The sequence below is a fragment of the Streptomyces sp. ME02-8801-2C genome (assembly GCF_033793965.1).
In the GTDB taxonomy this organism is placed as follows: domain Bacteria; phylum Actinomycetota; class Actinomycetes; order Streptomycetales; family Streptomycetaceae; genus Streptomyces.
The window spans coordinates 982,096-1,003,114 of record NZ_JARAXP010000003.1 but is presented as its reverse complement, the minus strand read 5'-3'; the positions used below and the strand labels follow the sequence as shown (position 1 = coordinate 1,003,114).

Annotated in this window: 20 protein-coding genes; 13 read left to right on the top strand and 7 right to left on the bottom strand. The window is 70.3% G+C overall.

All coding sequences use genetic code 11. The features are described from left to right. Nucleotides 1–75 precede the first annotated feature (75 nt). Nucleotides 76–405 carry an integrase core domain-containing protein gene (locus PV396_RS13440; RefSeq protein ID WP_416071388.1) on the top strand — a complete coding sequence of 110 codons (330 nt, stop codon included), beginning with the start codon at nt 76–78 and terminating at the stop codon, nt 403–405. A 611-nt stretch (nt 406–1,016) separates the two neighbouring features. After that, nucleotides 1,017–1,208 (top strand): carbamoyltransferase N-terminal domain-containing protein, encoded by a 192-nt coding sequence (locus tag PV396_RS13435; RefSeq protein WP_319204026.1) that lies wholly within the window; start codon nt 1,017–1,019, stop codon nt 1,206–1,208. Between the two features lie 310 nt (nt 1,209–1,518). Here the strand turns inward: PV396_RS13435 and PV396_RS13430 are convergent, their stop codons facing one another. Further along, complete coding sequence (locus PV396_RS13430; protein WP_319204024.1) at nt 1,519–2,394, bottom strand: undecaprenyl-diphosphate phosphatase; 876 nt, start codon at nt 2,392–2,394, stop codon at nt 1,519–1,521. A 348-nt stretch (nt 2,395–2,742) separates the two neighbouring features. Between PV396_RS13430 and PV396_RS13425 the strand changes: the two genes are divergently transcribed. The 3 genes from PV396_RS13425 to PV396_RS13415 all read left to right on the top strand — a co-directional run bounded on the left by PV396_RS13425 (nt 2,743) and on the right by PV396_RS13415 (nt 5,674). Further along, nucleotides 2,743–4,014, top strand: coding sequence for a Gfo/Idh/MocA family oxidoreductase (locus tag PV396_RS13425; RefSeq protein ID WP_319204022.1), 1,272 nt, complete (start codon nt 2,743–2,745; stop codon nt 4,012–4,014). Continuing rightward, nucleotides 4,011–4,946 (top strand): PmoA family protein, encoded by a 936-nt coding sequence (locus tag PV396_RS13420; RefSeq protein WP_319204021.1) that lies wholly within the window; start codon nt 4,011–4,013, stop codon nt 4,944–4,946. The genes PV396_RS13425 and PV396_RS13420 overlap by 4 nt, the downstream gene beginning before the upstream one ends. Before the next feature lie 113 nt (nt 4,947–5,059). After that, a complete protein-coding gene (locus PV396_RS13415) occupies nt 5,060–5,674 on the top strand; it encodes a cupin domain-containing protein (RefSeq protein ID WP_416071396.1) in 615 nt (204 codons plus the stop codon). 174 nt (nt 5,675–5,848) lie between these two features. Here PV396_RS13415 and PV396_RS13410 read toward each other — a convergent pair whose 3' ends face one another. Beyond that, nucleotides 5,849–6,634, bottom strand: coding sequence for a TVP38/TMEM64 family protein (locus PV396_RS13410; protein WP_319204016.1), 786 nt, complete (start codon nt 6,632–6,634; stop codon nt 5,849–5,851). A gap of 455 nt (nt 6,635–7,089) precedes the next feature. Here PV396_RS13410 and tuf point away from each other — a divergent pair, with 455 nt between their 5' ends. Both tuf and PV396_RS13400 read left to right on the top strand, forming a co-directional pair. After that, complete coding sequence (gene tuf, locus PV396_RS13405; protein ID WP_319204014.1) at nt 7,090–8,259, top strand: elongation factor Tu; 1,170 nt, start codon at nt 7,090–7,092, stop codon at nt 8,257–8,259. Between the two features lie 154 nt (nt 8,260–8,413). Further along, the gene (locus PV396_RS13400; protein WP_319204116.1) at nt 8,414–9,205 is read left to right on the top strand and encodes a fused MFS/spermidine synthase; all 792 of its coding nucleotides are present in this window, start codon (nt 8,414–8,416) and stop codon (nt 9,203–9,205) included. A 216-nt stretch (nt 9,206–9,421) separates the two neighbouring features. Here the strand turns inward: PV396_RS13400 and PV396_RS13395 are convergent, their stop codons facing one another. Continuing rightward, on the bottom strand, nt 9,422–10,723 hold the full coding sequence (locus tag PV396_RS13395; protein ID WP_319204012.1) for an MFS transporter: 1,302 nt from the start codon (nt 10,721–10,723) through the stop codon (nt 9,422–9,424). A 149-nt stretch (nt 10,724–10,872) separates the two neighbouring features. Further along, nucleotides 10,873–11,988 (bottom strand): hypothetical protein, encoded by a 1,116-nt coding sequence (locus PV396_RS13390; RefSeq protein ID WP_319204010.1) that lies wholly within the window; start codon nt 11,986–11,988, stop codon nt 10,873–10,875. Between the two features lie 85 nt (nt 11,989–12,073). Here PV396_RS13390 and PV396_RS13385 point away from each other — a divergent pair, with 85 nt between their 5' ends. The 3 genes from PV396_RS13385 (at nt 12,074) to PV396_RS13375 (ending at nt 15,878) form a co-directional block, all read left to right on the top strand. Next, nucleotides 12,074–12,511 carry a DUF4442 domain-containing protein gene (locus PV396_RS13385; RefSeq protein WP_319204114.1) on the top strand — a complete coding sequence of 146 codons (438 nt, stop codon included), beginning with the start codon at nt 12,074–12,076 and terminating at the stop codon, nt 12,509–12,511. Between the two features lie 625 nt (nt 12,512–13,136). Further along, a complete protein-coding gene (locus PV396_RS13380) occupies nt 13,137–15,104 on the top strand; it encodes an RICIN domain-containing protein (protein ID WP_319204008.1) in 1,968 nt (655 codons plus the stop codon). A 129-nt stretch (nt 15,105–15,233) separates the two neighbouring features. Next, the gene (locus PV396_RS13375) at nt 15,234–15,878 is read left to right on the top strand and encodes a DedA family protein (RefSeq protein ID WP_319204006.1); all 645 of its coding nucleotides are present in this window, start codon (nt 15,234–15,236) and stop codon (nt 15,876–15,878) included. Nucleotides 15,879–16,070: 192 nt separating this feature from the next. Here the strand turns inward: PV396_RS13375 and PV396_RS13370 are convergent, their stop codons facing one another. Further along, complete coding sequence (locus PV396_RS13370; RefSeq protein ID WP_319204004.1) at nt 16,071–16,598, bottom strand: gamma carbonic anhydrase family protein; 528 nt, start codon at nt 16,596–16,598, stop codon at nt 16,071–16,073. 107 nt (nt 16,599–16,705) lie between these two features. On the opposite strand from PV396_RS13370, the gene PV396_RS13365 reads away from it, so the two are divergent. After that, nucleotides 16,706–17,497, top strand: coding sequence for an acyltransferase (locus PV396_RS13365; protein WP_319204002.1), 792 nt, complete (start codon nt 16,706–16,708; stop codon nt 17,495–17,497). 25 nt (nt 17,498–17,522) lie between these two features. Here the strand turns inward: PV396_RS13365 and PV396_RS13360 are convergent, their stop codons facing one another. Next, nucleotides 17,523–18,380, bottom strand: a complete 858-nt coding sequence (locus tag PV396_RS13360; protein ID WP_319204001.1) for an EamA family transporter — start codon at nt 18,378–18,380, stop codon at nt 17,523–17,525. A 163-nt stretch (nt 18,381–18,543) separates the two neighbouring features. Between PV396_RS13360 and PV396_RS13355 the strand changes: the two genes are divergently transcribed. Further along, nucleotides 18,544–19,116 (top strand): helix-turn-helix domain-containing protein, encoded by a 573-nt coding sequence (locus tag PV396_RS13355; RefSeq protein WP_319204112.1) that lies wholly within the window; start codon nt 18,544–18,546, stop codon nt 19,114–19,116. A gap of 44 nt (nt 19,117–19,160) precedes the next feature. After that, nucleotides 19,161–19,715, top strand: coding sequence for a YbaK/EbsC family protein (locus PV396_RS13350; RefSeq protein WP_319203998.1), 555 nt, complete (start codon nt 19,161–19,163; stop codon nt 19,713–19,715). 28 nt (nt 19,716–19,743) lie between these two features. Here PV396_RS13350 and PV396_RS13345 read toward each other — a convergent pair whose 3' ends face one another. After that, nucleotides 19,744–20,916 carry a 4-hydroxybenzoate 3-monooxygenase gene (locus PV396_RS13345; RefSeq protein WP_319203996.1) on the bottom strand — a complete coding sequence of 391 codons (1,173 nt, stop codon included), beginning with the start codon at nt 20,914–20,916 and terminating at the stop codon, nt 19,744–19,746. Between the last annotated feature and the right edge of the window lie 103 nt (nt 20,917–21,019).

Here is a 21,019-nt window from a genome sequence, read left to right as displayed (position 1 = left end):
CCCGCAAGAGCCTCGGTTGGAGGACGCCCGCCGAAGCCCTCAACGACCATCTACTATCGATGAAATAAGCCAGTGTTGCATCCACTGGTTGAACCTGGTCAGTACACATCGTTCGCGCTCGCCGAGCACCTCGACCGGGCAGGCATCGCCGCGTCGATCGGATCCGTCGGCGACGCCTACGACAATGCCCTGATGGAGTCCACGATCGGCCTGTTCAAGACCGAGTTGATCAAGCCCCGCCGACCCTGGAAGACGCTTTCGCAGGTCGAACTCGCAACCGCCGAATGGGTCGACTCGTACTGCCACCGTCGGCTCCACGGTGAAATAGGGCACATCCCACCCGCCGAATACGAAACCAAGTACTACCGCGAAACCACGAAACACCAGGTCACAGTCACGACCTAGAGTCTCGATCAAACCCGGTACGGTTCAGTGCCCGCTACCGCGCCAGCTCCGTTTGATTAGCCCACGCTGTTCAAGGGCCCAAGCCGTGTTCGAACTCTTGGGAGCAATGGACACGGCACTGGACGCTGCAGCGATCTGGCGGAGCATGTCAGCTTGCTGTTCGGTCAGCGTGTACTTCACGAGCTTCGGCTCCACCTCGACGAACTGCGGGCAGCTCCACCAAGATACGGCCGATGAGCAGCCTCAGAGCGCTTCCCGTCGCCCGTTCGGGCTCCACCACCCCAACCTGGTCGTGTTGAGGTCAGCCAATGGTGTATAGGCCTACCGCGCCCAACCCGTTAAGTAGCGTGCCGGCACGCTGCTCTTTGGGCTCGGACCGTACCGCGGCAGGTACTTGGGTTGACATGCGCAGATTGCGCTGGGCTCATTACCCTGTGTCCTGGGGAGTGCCGAGGTTGGCGGGGGCGGGGATGAGCACGGGGAATGCGGTGCGTCGAACGGCCGCGGTAGAGCGGGGGATTGCGTCCGCCGATGCGCTCTTCGCGCTGGAAGGCATCCCAGAAGGAGCCGTCGTACCGGAGCCAGAGGCTGAGGCGCCAACTGCCGACGGAGTGAAGGTCCTGCGCCAGTTCCCGTTCAGCCAGTCGTTGGGCTGGTTCTACGAGACCGTTGCCGAACACCTCGGACTCGGCAACTGGACCAGCTCCGGCAAGATCATGGGCCTGGCCGGCTACGGCAACCCCGACCGGTACACCCTCGACTTCCTCACAGCCCGCGCCGGCGGCTCGTCGGGAAGGAGCTGAGCGACGTCATCGTGACGGCCGCAGTGGCGCTTGCCACCATCAGCCCGAACCCGGAGAAGGCGCCCGCCGACCGTGTCCAGGGCCTGCTGGCACGCCTCAGCCTCGACTGACCTGGGCCGGCCGCCACGCAGAACGGCCCGCACAGCTGTTGCTGTGTGGGCCTCCGTCCTGCTCCCGATTTTGCAGGTGCGCACTTCTGGCTGATCGTCTCCCGATCTCCTGGGTGGGAGACAAGTGGGAGATGATCATGGCGGAGTGCTGCAATCAGGCGCTAGGAAATGCTAGATAGCGCTGCCTGTGCGGCCCTGGTTCAGCCGCCGGATTCGCCCGCGTGAGGGCTCAGCGTACCCATGCTGACCAGCACAATCACCACCACTCCGAGGGCGACGCGGTAGTACACGAACGGCATGAAGCTCTTGTGCGAGATGAACTTCATGAACCACGCGATAACGGCATATCCAACCGCGAAGGCGATCACCGTCGCGAACGCCGTCGGGCCCCAGTCGACATGACCGCCCTCCGAGGCGTCCTTGAGTTCGAACACGCCCGAGGCGAGCACGGCCGGCATGGCCAGCAGGAAGGAGTAACGCGCCGCCGACTCACGGGTGTAGCCCATGAAAAGGCCGCCGCTGATGGTCGCGCCGGAGCGCGAGACACCGGGGACCAGGGCCATCGCCTGGCACAGGCCGTAGATCAGACCGTCCCTGACGCCCAGGTCCTTGAGGCCCTTGCGCTCCTTGGCCGCCCGGTGCTTGCCGCCGGTCTCGTCACGAGCCGCGAGCCGGTCGGCGACACCGATGACGATGCCCATGACGATCAGCATCGTCGCGGTGATCCGCAGATCCCGGAACGGCCCCTCGATCTGGTCCTTGAGCGTGACACCGAGGACGCCGATCGGAATCGAACCGACGATCACCAGCCAGCCCATCCGGGCGTCGTGGTCGCTGCGCATCGCCTTGTTGGTGAGCGAGCGGAACCATGCTGAAAGGATCCGCCCGACATCCTTGCGGAAGTAGATCAGCACCGCCGCTTCCGTGCCCAGCTGCGTGATCGCGGTGAAGGCCGCGCCCGGGTCCTTCCAGTCGGCGAACGCGGCCGTCAGGCGCAGATGCGCGCTGGAGGAGACGGGGAGGAATTCGGTCAGCCCCTGGACGAGTCCGAGGATGAGGGATTCAAACCAAGACATGAAGTTACGTGGTCCAAGCGCTGATCGTGGGAGGGCCGACGGACACACCGGGAGGCCGTTCGCGAGGCGAAGGGCGGCGAGGATCAGGTGTGTTGGGGGCAGCCTAGCGGCCCCCGGGGACGGGCCGAGCACAGGGGCCGGGGTCAAGGGGTGGTAAAGGGCGGGGTTCTCCGTATTGCGCGGCCGGACCATCCACCCCGTGAACACCCGCGACGTGGTGTTGACCGACCACTCGGGCGGAACATAGTTTGCCAGCGTGGGGAAAGCGCTTGCTGTAACCGGAGGTCCGGAGTCAACACGCGTCGGCCCACGTCAGACAACGCGTCCGATGGAGTGCTGATCCCGCACATGACCACACCCGCAGCGAGCCCCGACACCTCCCCGGCCACCCCGGGGAGCCCTTCTGTCGTCGGCCCCGCCACCCAGGCCTCGCCCGCCACGCTCCCCCCGCTCACCGGGCGTCGTATCCGCGCCGCCATCATCGGGGCCGGCGCCATCGGGCGCGGGTCGCATCTGCCGGCGCTCGCCCGACTGGCCGAGGAGGGCGAGACGGAGGTCGTCGCCGCCGTTGACATCGATGCCGACGCGGTGAAGGCGTTCTGCGCGGAGAGCGGGATCCCGCACGCGTACACCGACCTGGAACAGATGCTCCGGGAGCAGCGGCCCGACCTGGTCACCATCTGTACGCCGCCCACCCTGCACCGCGAGCAGACCGTGGCCGCGCTGCGCGCCGGGGCCTGGGTGTGGTGCGAGAAGCCGCCGGTGCCGACGCTCGCAGACTTCGACGCCATCGAGGCGGAGGAGGGGCTCGGGGGCGGCCCGTACGCCTCGATCGTCTTCCAGCACCGCTTCGGCTCCGCCGCCACCCATGTACGGCGGCTGCTCGCCGAGGGAGCCCTGGGCCGGCTGCTCGTGGTGCACTGCCAGACCACCTGGTACCGCGACACCGCCTACTACGCCGTGCCCTGGCGCGGACGTTGGCAGACCGAGGGCGGCGGGCCCGCCATGGGGCACGGCATCCACCAGATGGACCTGCTCCTCGATCTGCTCGGCCCGTGGAGCGAGGTTCGTGCCATGGCCGGGCGGCTTGTCCACGACGTCGAGACCGAGGATGTCTCCACGGCACTTGTCCGGTTCGCGAACGGCGCGCTCGCGACCGTCGTCAACAGCGTGCTGAGCCCCGACGAGGTCAGCCGTATCCGCATCGACTGCGAGCGCGCCACCGTCGAACTCACCCATCTGTACGGGCACTCCAACGACAACTGGACCATCACCCCCGCGCCCGACGTACCGGAGGCGGAGGTGGCCGCCTGGCGCGACTTCGGGGTGGACGAGCCGAGTTCGCACCTCGCGCAGCTGCGCGAGCTGGTGGTGAGCATGCGCGCCGGTGAACGGCCGCGCAGCAGCGGGGCGGACGGGCGGACCAGCCTGGAACTGATCACAGCGCTCTACAAGTCCGCCTTCACGGACACGACCGTCAGGGCCGGCGACATCGGCCCGGGCGACCCCTACTACGCCGCGCTGCACGGCGGCGCGCCCGGCTGGGCGCCCTCGAACGACGGCCACGGCGACGATGATGGCGACATTTCCGGTTCCGCTATCGAGGAGGCGTCCGCGTGACCACGTCCGAGGACCTGCGCATCGTCCACGCGCACGGCGACCGCATCACCGTGACCGAACCTGTCACCGGGGTCGAGCTGTTCAGCTACGTGTACGGGGCGGAGGCGGCCTGGGAGGCGCCGAAGCCGTATCTGCACCCGGTCCGGACGCTCGCCGGCAACGTCGTCACCGACTACCGGCCCAACGACCACCGCTGGCACAAGGGGCTCCAGCTGACGGCCTCACATCTGTCGGGGGCGAACCTGTGGGGCGGGAACTCGTACGTGCACGGCGAGGGGTATCTCGCCCTTCCCGAGCGCGTCGGCTCGATGGCCCACGTCGGTTTCGACGAGGTCGCCTCGGACGGGGGCCGGGCCGTCATCGCGGAGCGGCTCACCTGGCACCCGTACAGCGGGGAGCTGTGGGCCGAGGAGGCGCGACGGGTCGAGGTGCACGACGTCGATCCGGCGGCCGGATCCTGGGCACTGACCTGGACGAGCGCGATCACCAACCGGCGTGACGTGCCGCTGCTCTTCGGCAGCCCGACCACCGCCGGGCGCGAGTCCGCCGGCTACACCGGCCTGTTCTGGCGCGGCCCGCGCGCCTTCCGGGACGGGCGCATCCTCGGCCCCGACTCCGAGGGCCCGGAGCTGATGGGCGCGCAGGCGCCGTGGCTGGCGTACTCCGGCGAGTTCGACGGCGCCGACGGCCACGCCACGCTGGTCTTCGCACACGCGCCCGAGAACGATCACCTGGGGAGCGAGGGCGCCCATCCCGCCCACTGGTTCGTGCGCAACGAGCCGTTCGCCGCCGTCGCCCCTTCCTGGGCCTTCTACGACGAGCTGGAGCTCGCGCCCGGCGACACGCTGACGCGCCGCTACCGGGTCGTCGTCGTCGACGGGGAGTGGGAGCGCGAGGGCGTCGCCAAGTATCTGGAGACGCACCCTTGGTGAGCCCGACACCCGACGCGGCGGCCTTCGCGGGCCTGCCCGGCGGCGTCGCCGTCTCGCACCTCGCCGTCTACGACTGGCCGGCCGACGACGGGGTGTGCGGCGGAACTCCCCATATGCATCTGACCTGTTCGGAGGCGTACGTCGTCACGGGCGGGCGGGGTTCGGTCCAGACGCTCACGACGTCCGGGTACGAGGAGACGCCGCTCGCGCCCGGTACGGTCGCCTGGTTCACGCCGGGCACGATCCATCGGCTGGTCAACGAGGACGACCTGCGCATCACCGTCCTCATGCAGAACAGCGGGCTCCCGGAGGCCGGGGACGCCGTACTCACGTTGCCGCCGCGCTACCTGACCGATCCGGAGACGTACGCCGCCGCGACCGTGATCCCGGCAGGCGCGCCCGTGGCCGAGCAGGAGCGGGTGGCCCGGGCCCGACGCGATCTCGCACTCGAGGGCTACCGGGCGCTGCGGGAAGCGGAGGGGCAGGAAGCTCTGGCGGCCTTCCACGAGGCGGCCGCCGCTCTCGTACGGCCCCGGCTGGCCGACTGGCGCGAGCGCTGGCGGCGCGGCGCGGAGGCGGCGGCCGCCGCGACGGGCGAGCAGCTCGACCGCCTGGAACGGGGCGACACGTCCCATCTGGCGGACGCCGTGGCACGGGCCCAGCAGCCCTCGGCGCACGGGAAGTTCGGGATGTGCGGGCGGCTGGACGTGTATCGGGGGACCAGCTAGGCGGGACGCCCGAGGGGCGCCTGGGCGGCTATAGCAGCGCCGTGGTTTTTCCTCGCCCCCGCCGCCCCTACCCTTCCCATCCCTGGGGGCTGCGCCCCCAGACCCCCGTTTTCGGCCCTGAAGGGGCCTCGTCCTCAAACTCCCCCAGAGGGGGACCCCCAGACGGGCTGGGAGTCAGTGGCCGCGTAGGTGGTGGCGTTTACGCCAGGCCACCGCGGTGCCGGCTACCGCCGGTACGGCGATGAAGGCCATCGCGATCAGGAAGGCGGGGGAGGTCGGCGACGAGGCGCGGGCGCCCGCGACGACATACGCGGCGGTGTTCGGGATGGACCCGAGGGCCGTCGCGAGCAGGAACGGCAGCCAGCCCATCCTGGAGACGGCGGCGCAGTAGTTGGCGGCCCAGAAGGGCACCCCGGGGAACAGTCTCGCCGCCATCATCGAGCGGAAGCCGTGCCTGCTGAGCTGGCCGTCCGCCGCCTGGAGCCAGCGGGCGCGCAGCAGCGGGCGCAGCGCGTCCTGGCCGAGGACGCGGCCCAGGCCGAAGGCGAGCCCGGCGCCCAGGACCGTACCCGCGAGCGCCGCGGCGAGGCCCGTCTGGGAACCGAACAGCGCACCCGCCGCGAGGTTGAGCAGCGGGCGTGGCACGAACGCCACGGTGCACACTCCGTACGCCGCTCCGAAGAGCACCGCCGCCGCTGCGCCGCCGACCTGGGGAGGCCAGCCGTCGGCAAGCAGCCGCTGGGGCTCGAAGAGCAGGACGCAGGACGCGGCGGCGCCGAGCAGCAGCACCAGGAGCGACAGCCGCGACCACGGCGAGAGCAGTGCTCTCGTGCAGCGCGCGGCGAGGCCGCCGGGTGGGGTGACGACGATGACGGCCGGGGAGAGCGGGGAGAGCTCCGTGGCGATGGCCCGGGGAGAGGCCGTGGCGGTGCCCCCAGAGCGGGTGGTGGCATCGAGCATTCGGTGACACTAACCGACGGATATGTGTGATCGCCGTATGGTTCGGCTCAACGGTGGAACAACCAGGGGAACTCGAGGCGCGTCAGGTGACACGTGCATCCATAAGCTGCGGAAACGTCACGCCGTGACATGCGCCACTGTGCGGGACCTCTCCGGGCTCCCGGAGCCCGCGCCCGCCGGAAAACCATTCGACGTGCGCTGACGCGTCGGCGATGATCGCCTCATGTTCCGGTACGCCTTCCTCCTCGCAGCATCCGCAGTCGCGGATGCCCCGAAGGCTGCCGTCCCGATCCTCGTGGCCGCAGTCGACGGCGCTCGAAGCTGACCCTTCCCGGATCGTCCGGCGGACCCCGTAGGGGGAGGGTCGGCGAACTTCCTCGGGGTCCCCGTCCCGGCCGCGTTCTCCGCGCCGGGCCTTCACTCAGTACCGCTGGCAAAGGCTTCGAGGTATCGCCATGTCCAAGACCGCATACGTCCGCACGAAACCGCATCTCAACATCGGCACGATGGGCCATGTCGACCACGGCAAGACCACCCTGACCGCCGCCATCACCAAGGTGCTCGCCGAGCGCGGCTCCGGCACGTTCGTTCCCTTCGACCGGATCGACCGTGCTCCGGAGGAGGCCGCGCGGGGCATCACCATCAACATCGCGCACGTCGAGTACGAGACCGACACCCGGCACTACGCGCACGTGGACATGCCGGGCCACGCCGACTACGTCAAGAACATGGTCACCGGCGCCGCGCAGCTCGACGGGGCGATCCTCGTCGTCTCCGCGCTCGACGGGATCATGCCGCAGACCGCCGAACACGTGCTGTTGGCCCGGCAGGTGGGCGTCGACCACATCGTGGTCGCCCTCAACAAGGCCGACGCGGGCGACGAGGAGCTGACCGACCTCGTGGAGCTGGAGGTACGCGAACTGCTCAGTGCGCAGGGCTACGGCGGCGACGCGGTGCCCGTCGTACGGGTGTCCGGTCTCAAAGCGCTCGAGGGCGACCCGCGCTGGACGGCGTCGATCGACGCGCTGCTCGACGCGGTGGACACGTATGTGCCCATGCCCGAGCGGTACCTGGACGCGCCGTTCCTGCTGCCGGTGGAGAACGTGCTCACCATCACCGGCCGGGGGACGGTCGTCACGGGCGCGGTCGAGCGCGGCACGGTGCACGTGGGGGACCGGGTCGAAGTGCTCGGCGCGGGTCTGGAGAGCGTCGTGACGGGGCTGGAGACATTCGGCAAGCCCATGGAGGAGGCGCAGGCCGGGGACAACGTGGCCCTGCTGCTGCGTGGGGTGCCGCGCGACGCGGTCCGACGCGGGCACGTGGTCGCGGCGCCCGGCAGTGTCGTACCGAGCCGGCGGTTCTCCGCGCGCGTGTACGTGCTGTCGGGGCGTGAGGGCGGGCGTACGACGCCGGTCGCGACGGGGTATCGGCCGCAGTTCTACATCCGTACGGCGGATGTGGTCGGGGATGTCGATCTCGGCGAGATCGCTGTCGCGCGGCCCGGGGACACCGTCTCGATGACGGTCGAGCTGGGGCGTGAGGTGCCGTTGGAGCCGGGGCTCGGGTTCGCCATTCGTGAGGGTGGGCGGACTGTGGGGGCGGGGACGGTGACTGCCGTCGTGTGAGGGTTGTTTGTGTGCGTGGGGGGCTGCGGGCCGGTTGTGGCTGGTCGCGCAGTTCCCCGCGCCCCTTATCGGCGCTTCCCCCAGGCACAATGAGGAAGTGAACCAGGAGTCGATACCCGTTGCCCGTGCCGTTGATCACGGGTTCGCCAAGCTCATGCCCGACATCGATCGTGAGCGTGCCTGGTTGCTCACGGTTGACGGGGCGCCCCAGTCATACGTCGATCTGGACGAGCCGACGTACCTGGAGTTCGAGTACGCGCGTCGGCTCGGGCATGTGCTGGACACCGTCGCGGAGCCGGGGCGGGCGCTGGACGTGGTGCATCTCGGTGGGGGTGCGCTCACGCTGCCCCGGTATCTCGCCGCGACCCGGCCCGGTTCCCGGCAGGACGTCGTCGAGGCCGATCGTGGGCTGCTCGACCTGGTCGTCGAACACCTTCCGCTGCCCGCCGGAGCGGGCGTCGACCTGCACGCGGCCGACGCCCGCGCCTGGCTCGAAAACGCGCCCGACGGCCGCGCCGATGTGCTGGTCGCCGACGTGTTCGGCGGCTCGCGCGTCCCGGCCCACCTGACGACCCTTGCGTACGCTCAAGAGGCCGAGCGGGTGCTGCGCGGAGACGGTGTCTACCTCGCCAACCTGGCCGACGCGGCGCCCTTCGGCTTTCTGCGCTCCCAACTCGCCACGTTCGCGGCCGTGTTCGAGGAGCTGGTAATGATCGCCGAACCGGGCGTCCTGCGAGGCCGCCGCTTCGGCAACGCGGTACTCGTCGCCGCGCACCGCCCCCTGGACACCGCCGCCCTGGCCCGCCGCGTCGCCTCCGACGCCTTCCCGGCCCGCCTCGAACACGGTCCCGCACTACGGGACTTCACCGGGGACGCCGCCCCTGTGCACGACGAGAACGCGGTGCCGTCACCGGAGCCGCCGCAGGGGGCGTTCGGGATCGGGTGAGGCCGGGGGCGTGGTCGGAACGGGGGCGGGTGGGGCTGGAGCGGGTGCGTTCAGCCCGCCTGTGTTCTCCAACTCGTCCTGCAGCTGCGTCTTTTGGGGCGCGCTCTGGGTGACCGCGTTGGTGTGTCGCGCCCCGGTGCGCGTGACGAGGACGCGGTGCCGTTGCCGTGTCGCCGCGGGGCGTTCGGGGTGGGCGTCACGGGTGAGGGGCTGTGTTCAGCCGCTCGTGTTCTCCAACTCGGTTTTCGGCGGCGTCTTCTGGGGTGTCTCCCGGGTGACCCTCTTTGTGTGGCGGGTGAGGTTTCGTACGTCTCGTACGGACAGGGCCGCCGCTGTCACCGCCACGATCAGGGCCGCGCAGCCCCACAGGGCCGGCGTGCGGCCGAAGGCGTGTTCCGCCGGGCCGGCCAGTGCCGTGGCGAGGGGGAGCATCGCGACCGAGCCGAACCAGTCGTACGCGGAGACGCGCGAGAGCTTGTCCTCGGGGATCTCCTGGTGCAGCGCGGTCATCCAGCTCACGCCGAACACCTCCTGCGTCACACCCGTCACGAACATCACCGCGCACAGCACGGCCAGCGGCGCCGGTACGGCGAGCGCGGCGGCAGGCAGGGCCAGCGGGAACACGCAGAGCGTGCCGGCGAGCAGCAGCCTGCGGGGTTTCCAGCGCATCATCAGCAACGCGCCGCCGACCGTACCCGCCCCGAACGAGGCCAGCGCCAGTCCCCACGGCCCCGCCCCGCCGAGGCTGTCGCGGGCCACGAGCGGGCCGTAGACCGACTGGGCGGCGCCGATGACCGCGTTGGCGACGGCGAACTGGAGGACGATCACCCACAGCCACGACCGCCCGGCGAACTCCCGCCAGCCCTCCCGCAGATCGGCGAGCAACCCTCCGCCCGCCGCGCGGGCCGGGATGTGACTCACGTCGAGGAAGGAGCGCAGTGCCCCGGCGACCGCGAACGCCACCGCGTCCACCGCGAGGACCCAGCCGGGCCCGAGCGCGGCGACCATAGCGCCCCCGAGGGCCGCGCCGCCCAGCGCCGCGCTCTGCATCGCCATCCGGTACGCGGCGAAGGCGCGGGCGGCCTGGTCGCCCTCCACCGAGGACAGCAGCATGCCCTCGGCCGCCGGGCCGAAGAACGCCTGCCCGGTGCCGCCGAGCGCGGTCAGCAGCATCATCTGCCACAGCTGTGGCTCCCCGGCCAGGACGAGCACCGCGAAAGCGGCCTGCGAGAGGCAGTTGAGGGCGTTGGCGGCGACCATCACATGGTGCCGGGGGAGCCGGTCGGCGATCGCGCCGCCGATCAGCAGGAACAACACCAGCGGCAATGTGCGTGCCGCCGCCACCAGCCCCACGTCACCGGCGTCCCCGCCCGCCTCCAGTACCGCGAACGCGGCGGCGATCACGGCCCCGTTGCTGCCGAGGTTCGTGACGACCGCCGACGCGGTGAGCAGGCTGTAGTTGCGGCCGGCCCAGGACGGGCGGCGCGGGCGTACGGAGGGGGAGTCGGTGGAGGGCACGGGGCGACTATCGCCGCCCGCCACCGACTTGCCAATCCAATTCCGCCCCGCCCCGACCAATACCGGTCGGATTCAGCCGATCGTGAGTGAGGGTGGGCCGCGAGTGATCACCGGAACCGGCGCCCGTCGTGCCCCGACCCGCGCCGGCCTCACGCGCCTGTCGGGTCCCCGTGCAGTCGTACCGTGCTCAGGATCTGCATGACCGTCTTCTCCGGGACCTCGCCGGAGACGCCCGTCGCGCCGTACAGGCTCCACGCCACGTAGTCGCCGGCCGAGTTCTTGAAACCGAACGTGATGGCCTTGCCGTCGCTCGCGCACTTCCCCTTCTGGGGCGTGTTCTTCGAGTGGGCCCGGGCGAGGCTGCCCGCGATCCCGGACTTCGTCGTGTACGGCGTCGCCTTCTCGTCGAAGACGAGGCTCTTCTTGTCCGGCTGCGTGTAGCCGCCGTAGACCCACCACGGGACCTGGTTCACGGCGACCTCGTCGGCGGTCTTCGCGCCGCTCGCGCCCTTGGTGCCGACGGCCGCGAGCGCGGTGTCCGACGTACGGCCGTCCTTGTCGTCGTCCGACACGCACCACTTCGACTTGTAGTACGCGGGCGCCGACATGGTGATGAGCGGTGCCGCACCGGCCTTGGCGTTGTCGTCCTCGAAGCCGATCAGCGTGCCCGGCGACTTCACCTCCCAGTCCGCCGGTACGTCGAAGGCCGTGCCCCACTTCGGGTTCACGACGACCTTCCAGCCGGCGATCGTCGGCTGCTCGGCCGCGGAGCCGCGCGGGTTGTCGTCGGACGGAGATGCCGATGCGGACGCCGAGGCCGAATCGCTGGGATCCGCGGATTCCGGGGCGGGCGTCGAGGCGGACGCGGACCGGCCGGACTGCTTGTCGTTGCCGTCCGAGCCCGCCTGCTCGTCCTTGTCACCGCCCAGGACCAGGAATCCGGTCACCCCGGCAGTGAGCACGACCGCCGCGGCCGCGACGATCGCGGTGATCTTCGTCCGGTTCCCGCCCCCGCCCGACGGCGGCTGCGGTTGTCGCGGTGGCTGCGGTGCGCCGGTCGGGACCGGAGGGCCCCAACCCGGTTGCGCGGGCTGGGAATAGGGGTTGGGCTGCTGCGGATAACCGGTCTGCTGGTAGCCGGGCTGCTGGTACGGATTCGGCTGTTGATAGCCCGGCTGCTGGTAGGGATTGTGCGGCGGGACCTGTGCCTGCTGCGGGTCCTGCGGGTTCTGCTCGCCCCCGGGCGGCTGCTGTTCTGGCCACATGGCCGGTAACGATACGGCGGTCGGCGGGCCGGATCTGGCCGACCAGGCTACTCATGGGTAACATGACGCCATGAGCGAAGATCAGATGTCGATAGGTGAACGCCTCACCGCCACGGTGCCGATGGTTCGCACGCTGAACCTCGAATACCTGGAGACCACGCCGGAGAAGGCCGTGGTGGCCCTGCCGGACCAGGGCGAATACCGCAACCATGTCGGCGGGCCGCACGCGGGGGCGATGTTCACGCTCGGCGAGTCCGCGAGCGGGGCTGTCGTTCTCGCGGCCTTCGGTGATCAGTTCTCCCGTGCCGTACCGCTGCCGGTCACCGCCGATATCGCGTTCAGGAAGATCGCACTCGGTCCCGTCAAGGCCACCGCGACCCTCGGCCGCCCTGTCGCCGAGGTGGTCGCCGAACTCGACGAGGGCAAGCGCCCCGAATTCCCGGTGACCGTCGCCATCCAGCGTGAAGACGGTGCCATTACGGGCGAGATGACCGTTGTCTGGACTCTTCGCCCGAACAGCTGACAGTCGTCGTCCCGTCACAGTTGACCGGCTCTCAGGAGTCGCCACGACCCGGAGGTCCACGGACCTGCCGGGTCTCGCTCTTGGGGGCGGCGACGGACCGTCATGGCCGGTGCCGGTCATCAACTCCTTTGCGCTTTCGGTGAGTTGCATTCCCCGGCCGGTTCTTCGAGTGGGTGGAGACGTGCTCCGGGGCCCGCATCCCCACATGGTCGAAAGTTGAAGATTGTGTGTGCCACCCGGGTGCTCGTGCACACAACTCGGTGCTCGCGCGGAGCGCTATTTCGAAAGCCGGTGCGGATACCGCCGGTAACACATCTGAATTGCTCTCGTTTTGAACTTCGGTCACTCGAACTCCTTGTTTACTGCGAGATGGGTGTGCGAGTGTGGGCCAACTCGCGCGGGGGCGGAGGTCGGACCCCTTTTCTCGCTCGGGATTCCGTGCCGGTCGACCCGAACTCCCCAGGTGACGAGTCGTAGGTACGAACCAATCGGCATTACTTTCCCGTGGATGTGCAATTCGCTGGTGCCGTCCTGCGGCTTGGAAGGAATGGGTTCTGTGCAATCCCCTCACCCCCCGCGTCCGCCCTACCCTCCGCGTCCCGGCATCAGTACCGGGGAATCCGACATGAACCTCGCGGCGCAACTGCGCGGGAGGGGCGAGGGCGAGGGCGCGTACGCCGTCGCGCTGCTGCTCGCGCGGCACTGGCAGTCGACGTACGACTACGCGGTCATCTGTCTGGCGGTCGAGGGGGACCTCGCCACCATGGCCGCCACGTCGGCCTTTCACCGGGTGCTCGGGCGGCTGGAGCGCAGTGAGTCGAATCAGGCGCTGCGACCCCAACTCCTCGTCGCGGTAAGGGAAACTGTCCGGGAGTGGTCCGCCGACGACGGTATTTCGGGACTGCTTCCGGAACTCCGCAAACCCACTGGCGCGCGTGGTCTACGCGCGGCGAGGGCCCGGACATCCGAGAATCGGCAACTGGCCGAGCGGTCATTCGGCGTCCTGCCGAGAGCGGCCCAGTGCCTGCTCTGGCATACCGAGGTCGAGGCCGAGCCCCTTTCCGTACCGGCTGGTCTGTTGGGGGTGGACTCGACAAGCGCCGCGACGGCACTCGAGCAGGCCCGCGAGCAATTCCGCACCGCCTGTGTGCACGCCCACCGTGAACTCGCGCCGTCCAAGGAATGCCGCTTCTACAACCGCCTCCTCGACGTCCCGATCCGGCGCGGCGGCGCCCTGCTGCCCGATGTCGAACAGCATCTGCTGGGGTGCTCTCACTGCAGGCACGCCGCCGAGCAACTCAGCCATTTCGAGGGCGAGCTGGGGATACTGCTCGCCGAGGCGGTGCTCGGCTGGGGAGCCCGCCGTTATCTCGACTCCCGCCCGGGACGCGGTGGCCCGGGCGTCGCTCCCCACAGACAGTCCGGCCGGAGCGGCGGACGCCCCGGCGGCGGTGGCCGGCATCGCCTCATGGCCCGTTTCCCGCTGCCCGACGAGCGCTACACCCTCCCGAAAGCCCGCACCCGGGCCGTGGTCGTCGGGGTCGGCGTCCTCTCCTTCGCGCTGGTCGCGAGCGTGATCGGCGTCCGCGGCCGGTCGGACGGGACCATGCCCATGGCCAACTGGGGCGCGGTGAGCGGCTATTCGACCGGAAAGGCGTCCGCCTCGCCCTCCGCAGGCCGGGAGTCGGTCAGTGCCTCGCCGCAGGCCGGTGACTCGCCGTCGGCCGGTTCTGCCGGCTATCCCGGCGTGACGGAACGCGGCAGGCTGCGCCACCTCGCCACGGGCCTGTGCCTGGACATCCGCGACGGCCGGGTCGTGGCCGGCGTCGGGACCCGGCTCGCCGTGTGCTCGTCCGCCGTGACCCAGCAGTGGTCGTACGAGGACGACGGTCTGCTGCGCAGCCTCGCCGACCCCAGGCTGTGCCTGGACTCCCACTCCGCCGACGGACATGTCTTCCTCTCCGGTTGCGTCGGGTCAAACGCCGACGAGGTCCGCTACGACCTCACCGTCCAGGGCGAACTGCTGCCCCACTGGCGTGAGGAACTGGCCGTCGCACCCGTCTCGCTCCGCCCGGGCGCGGATGTCGTGGTCACGACCAGGTCCGGGGCGGCGAGCGAGAAATGGACGCTCGACCCCGACCCGTCCGCGACCGACGACTCCGCCAGGACGGGAGACGGGCAGGAGCGAGTCGGGGCGAAGGGCGGCAAGAACGACAAGAGCGTCAAGGACAGTAAGGACGGCAAGGCCGGCAAGGGCACGCAGGGCGGGGGATCCGGCCAGGAGGAGCAGAAGCAGAAGGGGGAGGGCGGCGGCACGGACGGTACGCAGCAGGGGGCCGGGCCCCATGCCGGAAGCGGGGCTTCGGGACTCGCCGGCTCGCCCTCCCCCACACCCACGGTCGCGCCCTCGTCCGATCCCACCAGCGGCCAGCAGTTCGAGACGCGGTACGTCGTGGACGACGGCGGCCAAGAGCCCGTGCCCGCCCCGGCGCCGGCCCTGCCGCAGCAGCCGGCCCCGGTGCAGCCGGTCGTCGTCCCGCTGGCACAGGCCATGGGGCCGCTCACGGGGATCATCGGTCCGTTCGGCCGATGACTGGCACGAGTCATCGTCGGCTCCGTCTGTCACCCCGACCCGGTAGGCTTCCCGGCGTGCGCCCGCGGCGGGGCGCGTGCCGGGGACGCAGACGTACCGGGCGTACGGCGAGATCGGAAGGAACCGGCGTTGCACGTGCAGGAATGGCTGGAGACGATCCCCGCGGTCAGTATCTACGCGCTGGTGGGACTGGTCATCGGGCTGGAGAGCCTCGGCATTCCGCTGCCCGGCGAGATCATTCTGGTCTCCGCCGCGCTGCTCTCCTCCCAGCACGGTGAGATCAACCCGGTCGTCCTCGGCGCCTGCGCGAGCGCCGGCGCGATCATCGGTGACTCCATCGGCTACGCCATCGGCCGCAAGGGGGGCAGGCCGCTGCTGGCCTGGCTCGGGGCGAAGTTCCCCAAGCACTTCGGTGAGGGGCACATCGCCACGGCCGAGCGGTCCTTCGAGAAGTGGGGCATGTGGGCGGTCTTCTTCGGCCGCTTCGTCGCGCTGCTGCGTATCTTCGCCGGGCCCCTCGCGGGGGTGCTGCGGATGCCGTACTGGAAGTTCCTGATCGCCAATGTGCTGGGCGGGATCATCTGGGCGGGCGGTACGACCGCGGTCATCTACTACGTGGGTGTCGTCGCCGAGTCGTGGCTGAAGCGGTTCTCGTGGTTGGGGCTGGTGCTGGCGGTGCTGTTCGGGGTGACGTCGATGCTGGTGCTGAAGCGGAAGGCGAAGAAGGCGCAGGGGGCTGTGCGGGAGGTTGAGGCTGTCGGCGCCGGTGAGTGAGGTGCCTGTTCGGCTTCGGTGGTCGGGTGGGTGCCGGTTCGGTGGGGGCTGGTCGCGCAGTTCCCCGCGCCCCTGGGTGGGTTGAGGTGCGGGGAGTCGCGAAGGGCCCGGAGTTGTCGCGCAGTTCCCCGCGCCCCTGGGTGGGGTGAGTGCGGGGAGTTGCTACGTGCCGTCGCTCCTTGGGGCTGATGGCTACTGGTGGATCTCGCGGTGGGCCTTTGCCAGGTCCGCGTACATCGTGCCGTTGAGGGAGATTCCCTCCTTCTCCTCCGCTGTCAGTTCACGCCTGACCTTGGCGGGCACCCCCGCCACCAGCACCCCCGGCGGGACCTCCATTCCCTGCGGTACCAGTGCCTGGGCCGCCACCAGTGAACCCGCGCCGATCACCGCGCCGTTCAGCACCGTCGCGCCCATGCCGATCAGGCAGTCGTCCCCGATCGTCGCGCCGTGCACCACCGCGTTGTGGCCCACGGAGACCCGCTCGCCGATCGTGACCGGGAAGCCCGGGTCGGCGTGCAGGGTGCAGTTGTCCTGGATGTTGCTGCGGGCACCGACCGAGATCCGTTCGACGTCGCCGCGCAGGACCGCCCCGTACCAGACGCTCGCGCCCGCCTCCAGGGTGACGTCCCCGATCACCGAGGCCGTGGGCGCCACGAACGCCTCCTCGTCCACCTTCGGTTCCCTGCCGCCGATACCGGTGATCAACGCCTTGTGCGTCATCTCGCCTCCTGGTCCTCGAGTACGTCAGACCGTACGCCACCGCTGTGGGGCGAAGATCACAGGTGTGCGGCATGCTGGGCCCGGCCGGCCCTGAGTACGGTGTGCGGATGCCCAAGCCCAAGAACACGTTCTCGTCATGGCGGCGTCGGCTGGCGCAGCGCGCGGTGCACGCGGGCTGGGCCTGGGTGCAGCGCACGGGTTCCGTGACCGCCGAGAACCCCGGGCGGCTGGCCTTCCGGGCGATGGGAACAGGTACCAGGCTCGCCTTCCCGCTGGGCACCGTCTTCGGCGAACCCTGGATCGAGCTGGGCTCCCACTGCATCGTCGGCGAGCAGGTGACCCTGACGGCGGGCCTGATGCCGGACCTCGACCTCGGCCCCGACCCCATCCTGCGCATCGGCGACGGCGTCGTCCTCGGCCGCGGCAGCCATGTCATCGCCGACACGACGGTCACCATCGGCAGCGACTGCTACTTCGGGCCGTATGTGTACGTCACGTCCACCAACCATTCGTACGACGATCCGCACCAGCCCATCGGCAAACAGTGGCCGCGGATGGAGCCGGTCGAGATCGGCCCCGGCTGCTGGATCGGCACCGGTGCGGTGATCCTGCCGGGGGCGCGGATCGGGCGGAACGTGGTGGTGGCGGCCGGTGCGGTCGTACGCGGGACGGTGCCCGACCACGCGGTGGTGGCGGGGGCTCCGGCCAAGGTCGTACGCCGCTGGACGCAGGCCGAGGGCTGGCTGCCCCCGCTGCGGACACCGGCCCCGACACCGATCCCGGCAGGGACCACACCGGAGCAGTTGCAGGCCTTGGCGGAGCTGGACGCGGTGGCGGTGGCGGGACTGGCCGAGCTGGACGCCCAGGAGCACGCCGGGGACGTACGCGCCGAGTCCTGATCCGGGTCGCCGAGGTGGCCGGTGGTCAGCCTGTCGCCAGCAGGAGTGTGCCCACCAGAGCCAGGCCCGCACCCGCCGCCTGGACCGCGCGCAGCCGCTCGCTGAGGAAACCGCGCGCGGCGAGGGCGGTCACCACCGGGTAGAGCGAGGCCAGTACGGCGGCCACGGTGACCGGGCCGTGCTGGGCGGCGATCGAGTACGTGCCGTTGGCGGCGACATCGGCGAGGCCGACGAAGGCGAGCACCGGGAGCGTCCGCCAGGGGAAGCCGCCCGCCGGGAGGGCGGCGCCGCCCCGGCGGACCGAGACGAACAGCGCGGCGCCGCCGACGGCCACGTTCGTCAGGCGCTGGACGAAGAGCGCGAGGAACAGACCGGTGAGGGTGGTCGACGCCTCCGCGATCAGGGCGAAGACCGTGCCGAAACCGAACGCCGCGAGCAGGGTGAGCAGGATCGCCTGCCGCTGCACTGGCGCGCCCCTGAGCTGCGGTCCGCCCGCGAGCACGACCCCGACGACGGCTACCGCGATCCCCGCGAACTGAAGCAGCCCGGGGCGCTCGCCGAGGAACAGCCCGACGCTGATGGGGACGGCCACGCCGAGCGAGCCGAGCGGGGAGACGACCCCCATCGGACCCAGAGCGAGCGCCTTGTAGAAGGCGAGCAGGGCAACCGGCCCGGCGAGGCCCGCGCCGACCGCGAACCACAGGCGGGGACCGGCCTCGCTCCAGCCGCCGGTCAGGACCACGATGGTGCCGAGTACGACCGCCGCGATCGACTGCGACACCACGACCACCGTCAGCGCGGACATGCGCCGGGTCAGCAGTCCGCCCCCGAAGTCGGCCAGCCCCCAGAGCAGGCTGGTGACCAGGGCGAAGAATGCGGTCATGAGGACGCCTCGCAGTACAGTGGAGTGAACGGGTTGGTGCACCACACGGTAGTGCAGTGAAGTGAACTCTGTCATTCATAATTTTGCACTATGCGGGGGACTGCGGGGAGTGCGGCAGGATGAGGTGCAGACAAGAGTGGCGGACGAGAACTTGGACGGAACCGTGTCGGACCTCGACCTGCTGACCCAGTCGCTGGCGCGCAGCGTGAAGCGCTGGCGTGCCGAGCGCGGCTTCACCCTGGAGACGCTCGCCGCCCGTGCCGGGGTCAGCCGCGGGATGCTCATCCAGATCGAGCAGGCCCGCACCAACCCCAGCCTCGGCACGGTCGTGAAGATCGGCGACGCGCTCGGCGTCAGCATCACCACCCTCCTTGAGCACGAACAGGGCCCGAAGGTCCGCATCGTCCCCGCCGACCAGGCCGTACGGCTGTGGCACACGGACGCCGGCAGCTTCAACCGGCTCCTCGCGGGCACCGAGGCCCCCGGCCCGCTGGAGCTGTGGGACTGGCACCTCATGCCCGGCGACACCAGCCTGTCCGACCCGCACCCGCCGGGCACGTTCGAGATCCTCCACGTGACGGCGGGCGAACTGACGCTCACGGTCGACGGAGTCGAACACCGTGTCCCGGCGGGCGCCAGCGCCACCTTCGCGGCCGACGTCCCCCACACGTACGGCAACGACGGCGCCGAACCGATGGAGATGATGATGTCGGTGTCCGTCCCGCCGGTGAGCTGAGCCGCCCGGCCGGGACCCCGGCTCACGGCTGTTGGCGTGCCGTCATGCGCGCCCCCATCGGAGACTTCGACACCGCCACTCCCGCCCCCGACTGCCTCGGCGAACTCGTCGGCCCGGTCGCCGACGCCGTACGCGGCTGGACCGGCACCGTGCCCGCCGACCAGATCCTGTACGTCGACACCGATCCGCGATGGGCCGACACCGCCGTCTTCGTCGAGCACTACGCTCGGGAGCTGCTCGAACAGTCGGCGAACTGCGTGGTCGTGGCCGGCAAGCGCGGCGGTGAGACCACCCTTGCCGCGTGTGTCGTCCTGTCCACCACCCGGGTCGATGTGAACGGCGTGGTGCGCCGGCGACTCGGCGCCCGCAAGGCCTCGTTCGCGCCGATGGACACGGCCGTCGGGGAGACCGGGATGGAGTACGGCGGCATCACTCCGCTCGGACTCCCGGACTCCTGGCCCCTGTTGGTCGACGCGGCCGTCGTCGACCTGCCCTGGGTACTGGACGGCAGCGGACGGCGACGCGGCAAGCTGCTGGTGCCCGGGAAGGTGTTCGCCGAACTCCCGGGTGTGGTGGTGGACGGCCTGGGCGTCGACTGACGCCGGCGGGACAGCTGGTGGGCCGACGTCAGTGGTCGGCGTCCCTGCCGATGTAGACGTCGGCGAACGCGGCTGCGGCGGCGGGGGAGTTGAGGATGCGGCGGAGCCGGGCCAGAGACGCGCCGGAGCGGAACGGATCGCCCGAGGACGCGCCGTGGTAGATGTCCGACAGCCACAGCGAGAACTCCTGGTACTGCCAGACGCGCCGCAGACCCGCCTCCGAATAGCCGTTCAGGCCGGCCGGATCGCCCTTCGTGAGGTACGTGACGAGTCCGTCGCCGAGCAGGAAGGCGTCCGCCAGGGCGAGGTTCATGCCCTTCGCGGCGATGGGAGCGGTGAGATGGGCCGCGTCGCCGGCCAGGAACAGCCGCCCGAACTGCATCGGTTCCACCACGTAGTTGTGCATGTCGAGAACGCGCTTCTCGATCAGCCGCCCCTCGTTGAGCGGGGGTGCCCCCAACGCGTCGAGTCGCTGGTGGAGTTCGGCCCAGACACGGTCGTCCGGCCAGTTCTCCGGGTCGTCACCGGGCGGGCATTCCAGGTAGTAGCGGGTGACTTCGGGGCCGCGGGCCATGTGCCCGGCGAAGCCTCGCGGGTGGATGCCGAACATCACGCAGTCGTTGGACGGCGGCGCCTCGGCGAGGAGGGCCAGCCAGCCGATGCCGTAGTCGTGCCGCGCGATCCGGATGTGTGCCGCCGGTATCGCCGTCCGGGTCACTCCCCGGGCGCCGTCGCATCCGGCGATGAACTCGCCCTGTACATACTCCCGTTGACCTGTCTCCGCTGAGACGTACGACACTGCGGGCCGGTCGGTGTCCAGGTCGTGCACAAGGACGTCCCGCACACCGAACCGGATGTCGCCGCCCCGTACGTCCGCGTACTCGCGCACCAGGTCCGTCACCAACAGCGGCTGGGGGTAGGCGAAGTGGCGGTGTCCCGACAGTTCGGCGTACTCGAACCTATGGCGCCGGCCGCCGAACCGGAACTCGCACCTCGTGTGCGTACCGGCCCGCTCGAGCAACGCGTCGGCCAGGCCTCGCTGTTGGAGTGCGTGTACCGCCCACTCCTCGATGAACCCGGCCCGGGGGTGCTGTTCGATGAACTCCCGGCTCTCCGTCTCCAGCACCACACAGTCGATACCGACGGCCCGCAGGATGTTCCCGACGGTGAGCCCGGCGGGCCCGGCGCCCACTATCACCACAGGAAAGGCCTGCACTGATGAGGAGTTGGGCGTGAAGCCGGGGGGAGGTGAGGCGAAAGTCACTCGAGCATTATGTCGGGCCGCGCCGACGGCACGACCCGCA

Bases quoted from the DNA above. Each gene is read 5' to 3' on its own strand.
- PV396_RS13430 (WP_319204024.1), bottom strand. From the start codon at position 2,394: ATGTCTTGGTTTGAATCCCTCATCCTCGGACTCGTCCAGGGGCTGACC.
- PV396_RS13425 (WP_319204022.1), top strand. From the start codon at position 2,743: ATGACCACACCCGCAGCGAGCCCCGACACCTCCCCGGCCACCCCGGGG.
- PV396_RS13415 (WP_416071396.1), top strand. From the start codon at position 5,060: ATGCATCTGACCTGTTCGGAGGCGTACGTCGTCACGGGCGGGCGGGGT.
- PV396_RS13410 (WP_319204016.1), bottom strand. From the start codon at position 6,634: ATGCTCGATGCCACCACCCGCTCTGGGGGCACCGCCACGGCCTCTCCC.
- tuf (WP_319204014.1), top strand. From the start codon at position 7,090: ATGTCCAAGACCGCATACGTCCGCACGAAACCGCATCTCAACATCGGC.
- PV396_RS13400 (WP_319204116.1), top strand. From the start codon at position 8,414: ATGCCCGACATCGATCGTGAGCGTGCCTGGTTGCTCACGGTTGACGGG.
- PV396_RS13390 (WP_319204010.1), bottom strand. From the start codon at position 11,988: ATGTGGCCAGAACAGCAGCCGCCCGGGGGCGAGCAGAACCCGCAGGAC.
- PV396_RS13385 (WP_319204114.1), top strand. From the start codon at position 12,074: ATGTCGATAGGTGAACGCCTCACCGCCACGGTGCCGATGGTTCGCACG.
- PV396_RS13380 (WP_319204008.1), top strand. From the start codon at position 13,137: ATGAACCTCGCGGCGCAACTGCGCGGGAGGGGCGAGGGCGAGGGCGCG.
- PV396_RS13370 (WP_319204004.1), bottom strand. From the start codon at position 16,598: ATGACGCACAAGGCGTTGATCACCGGTATCGGCGGCAGGGAACCGAAG.
- PV396_RS13365 (WP_319204002.1), top strand. From the start codon at position 16,706: ATGCCCAAGCCCAAGAACACGTTCTCGTCATGGCGGCGTCGGCTGGCG.
- PV396_RS13360 (WP_319204001.1), bottom strand. From the start codon at position 18,380: ATGACCGCATTCTTCGCCCTGGTCACCAGCCTGCTCTGGGGGCTGGCC.
- PV396_RS13350 (WP_319203998.1), top strand. From the start codon at position 19,161: ATGCGCGCCCCCATCGGAGACTTCGACACCGCCACTCCCGCCCCCGAC.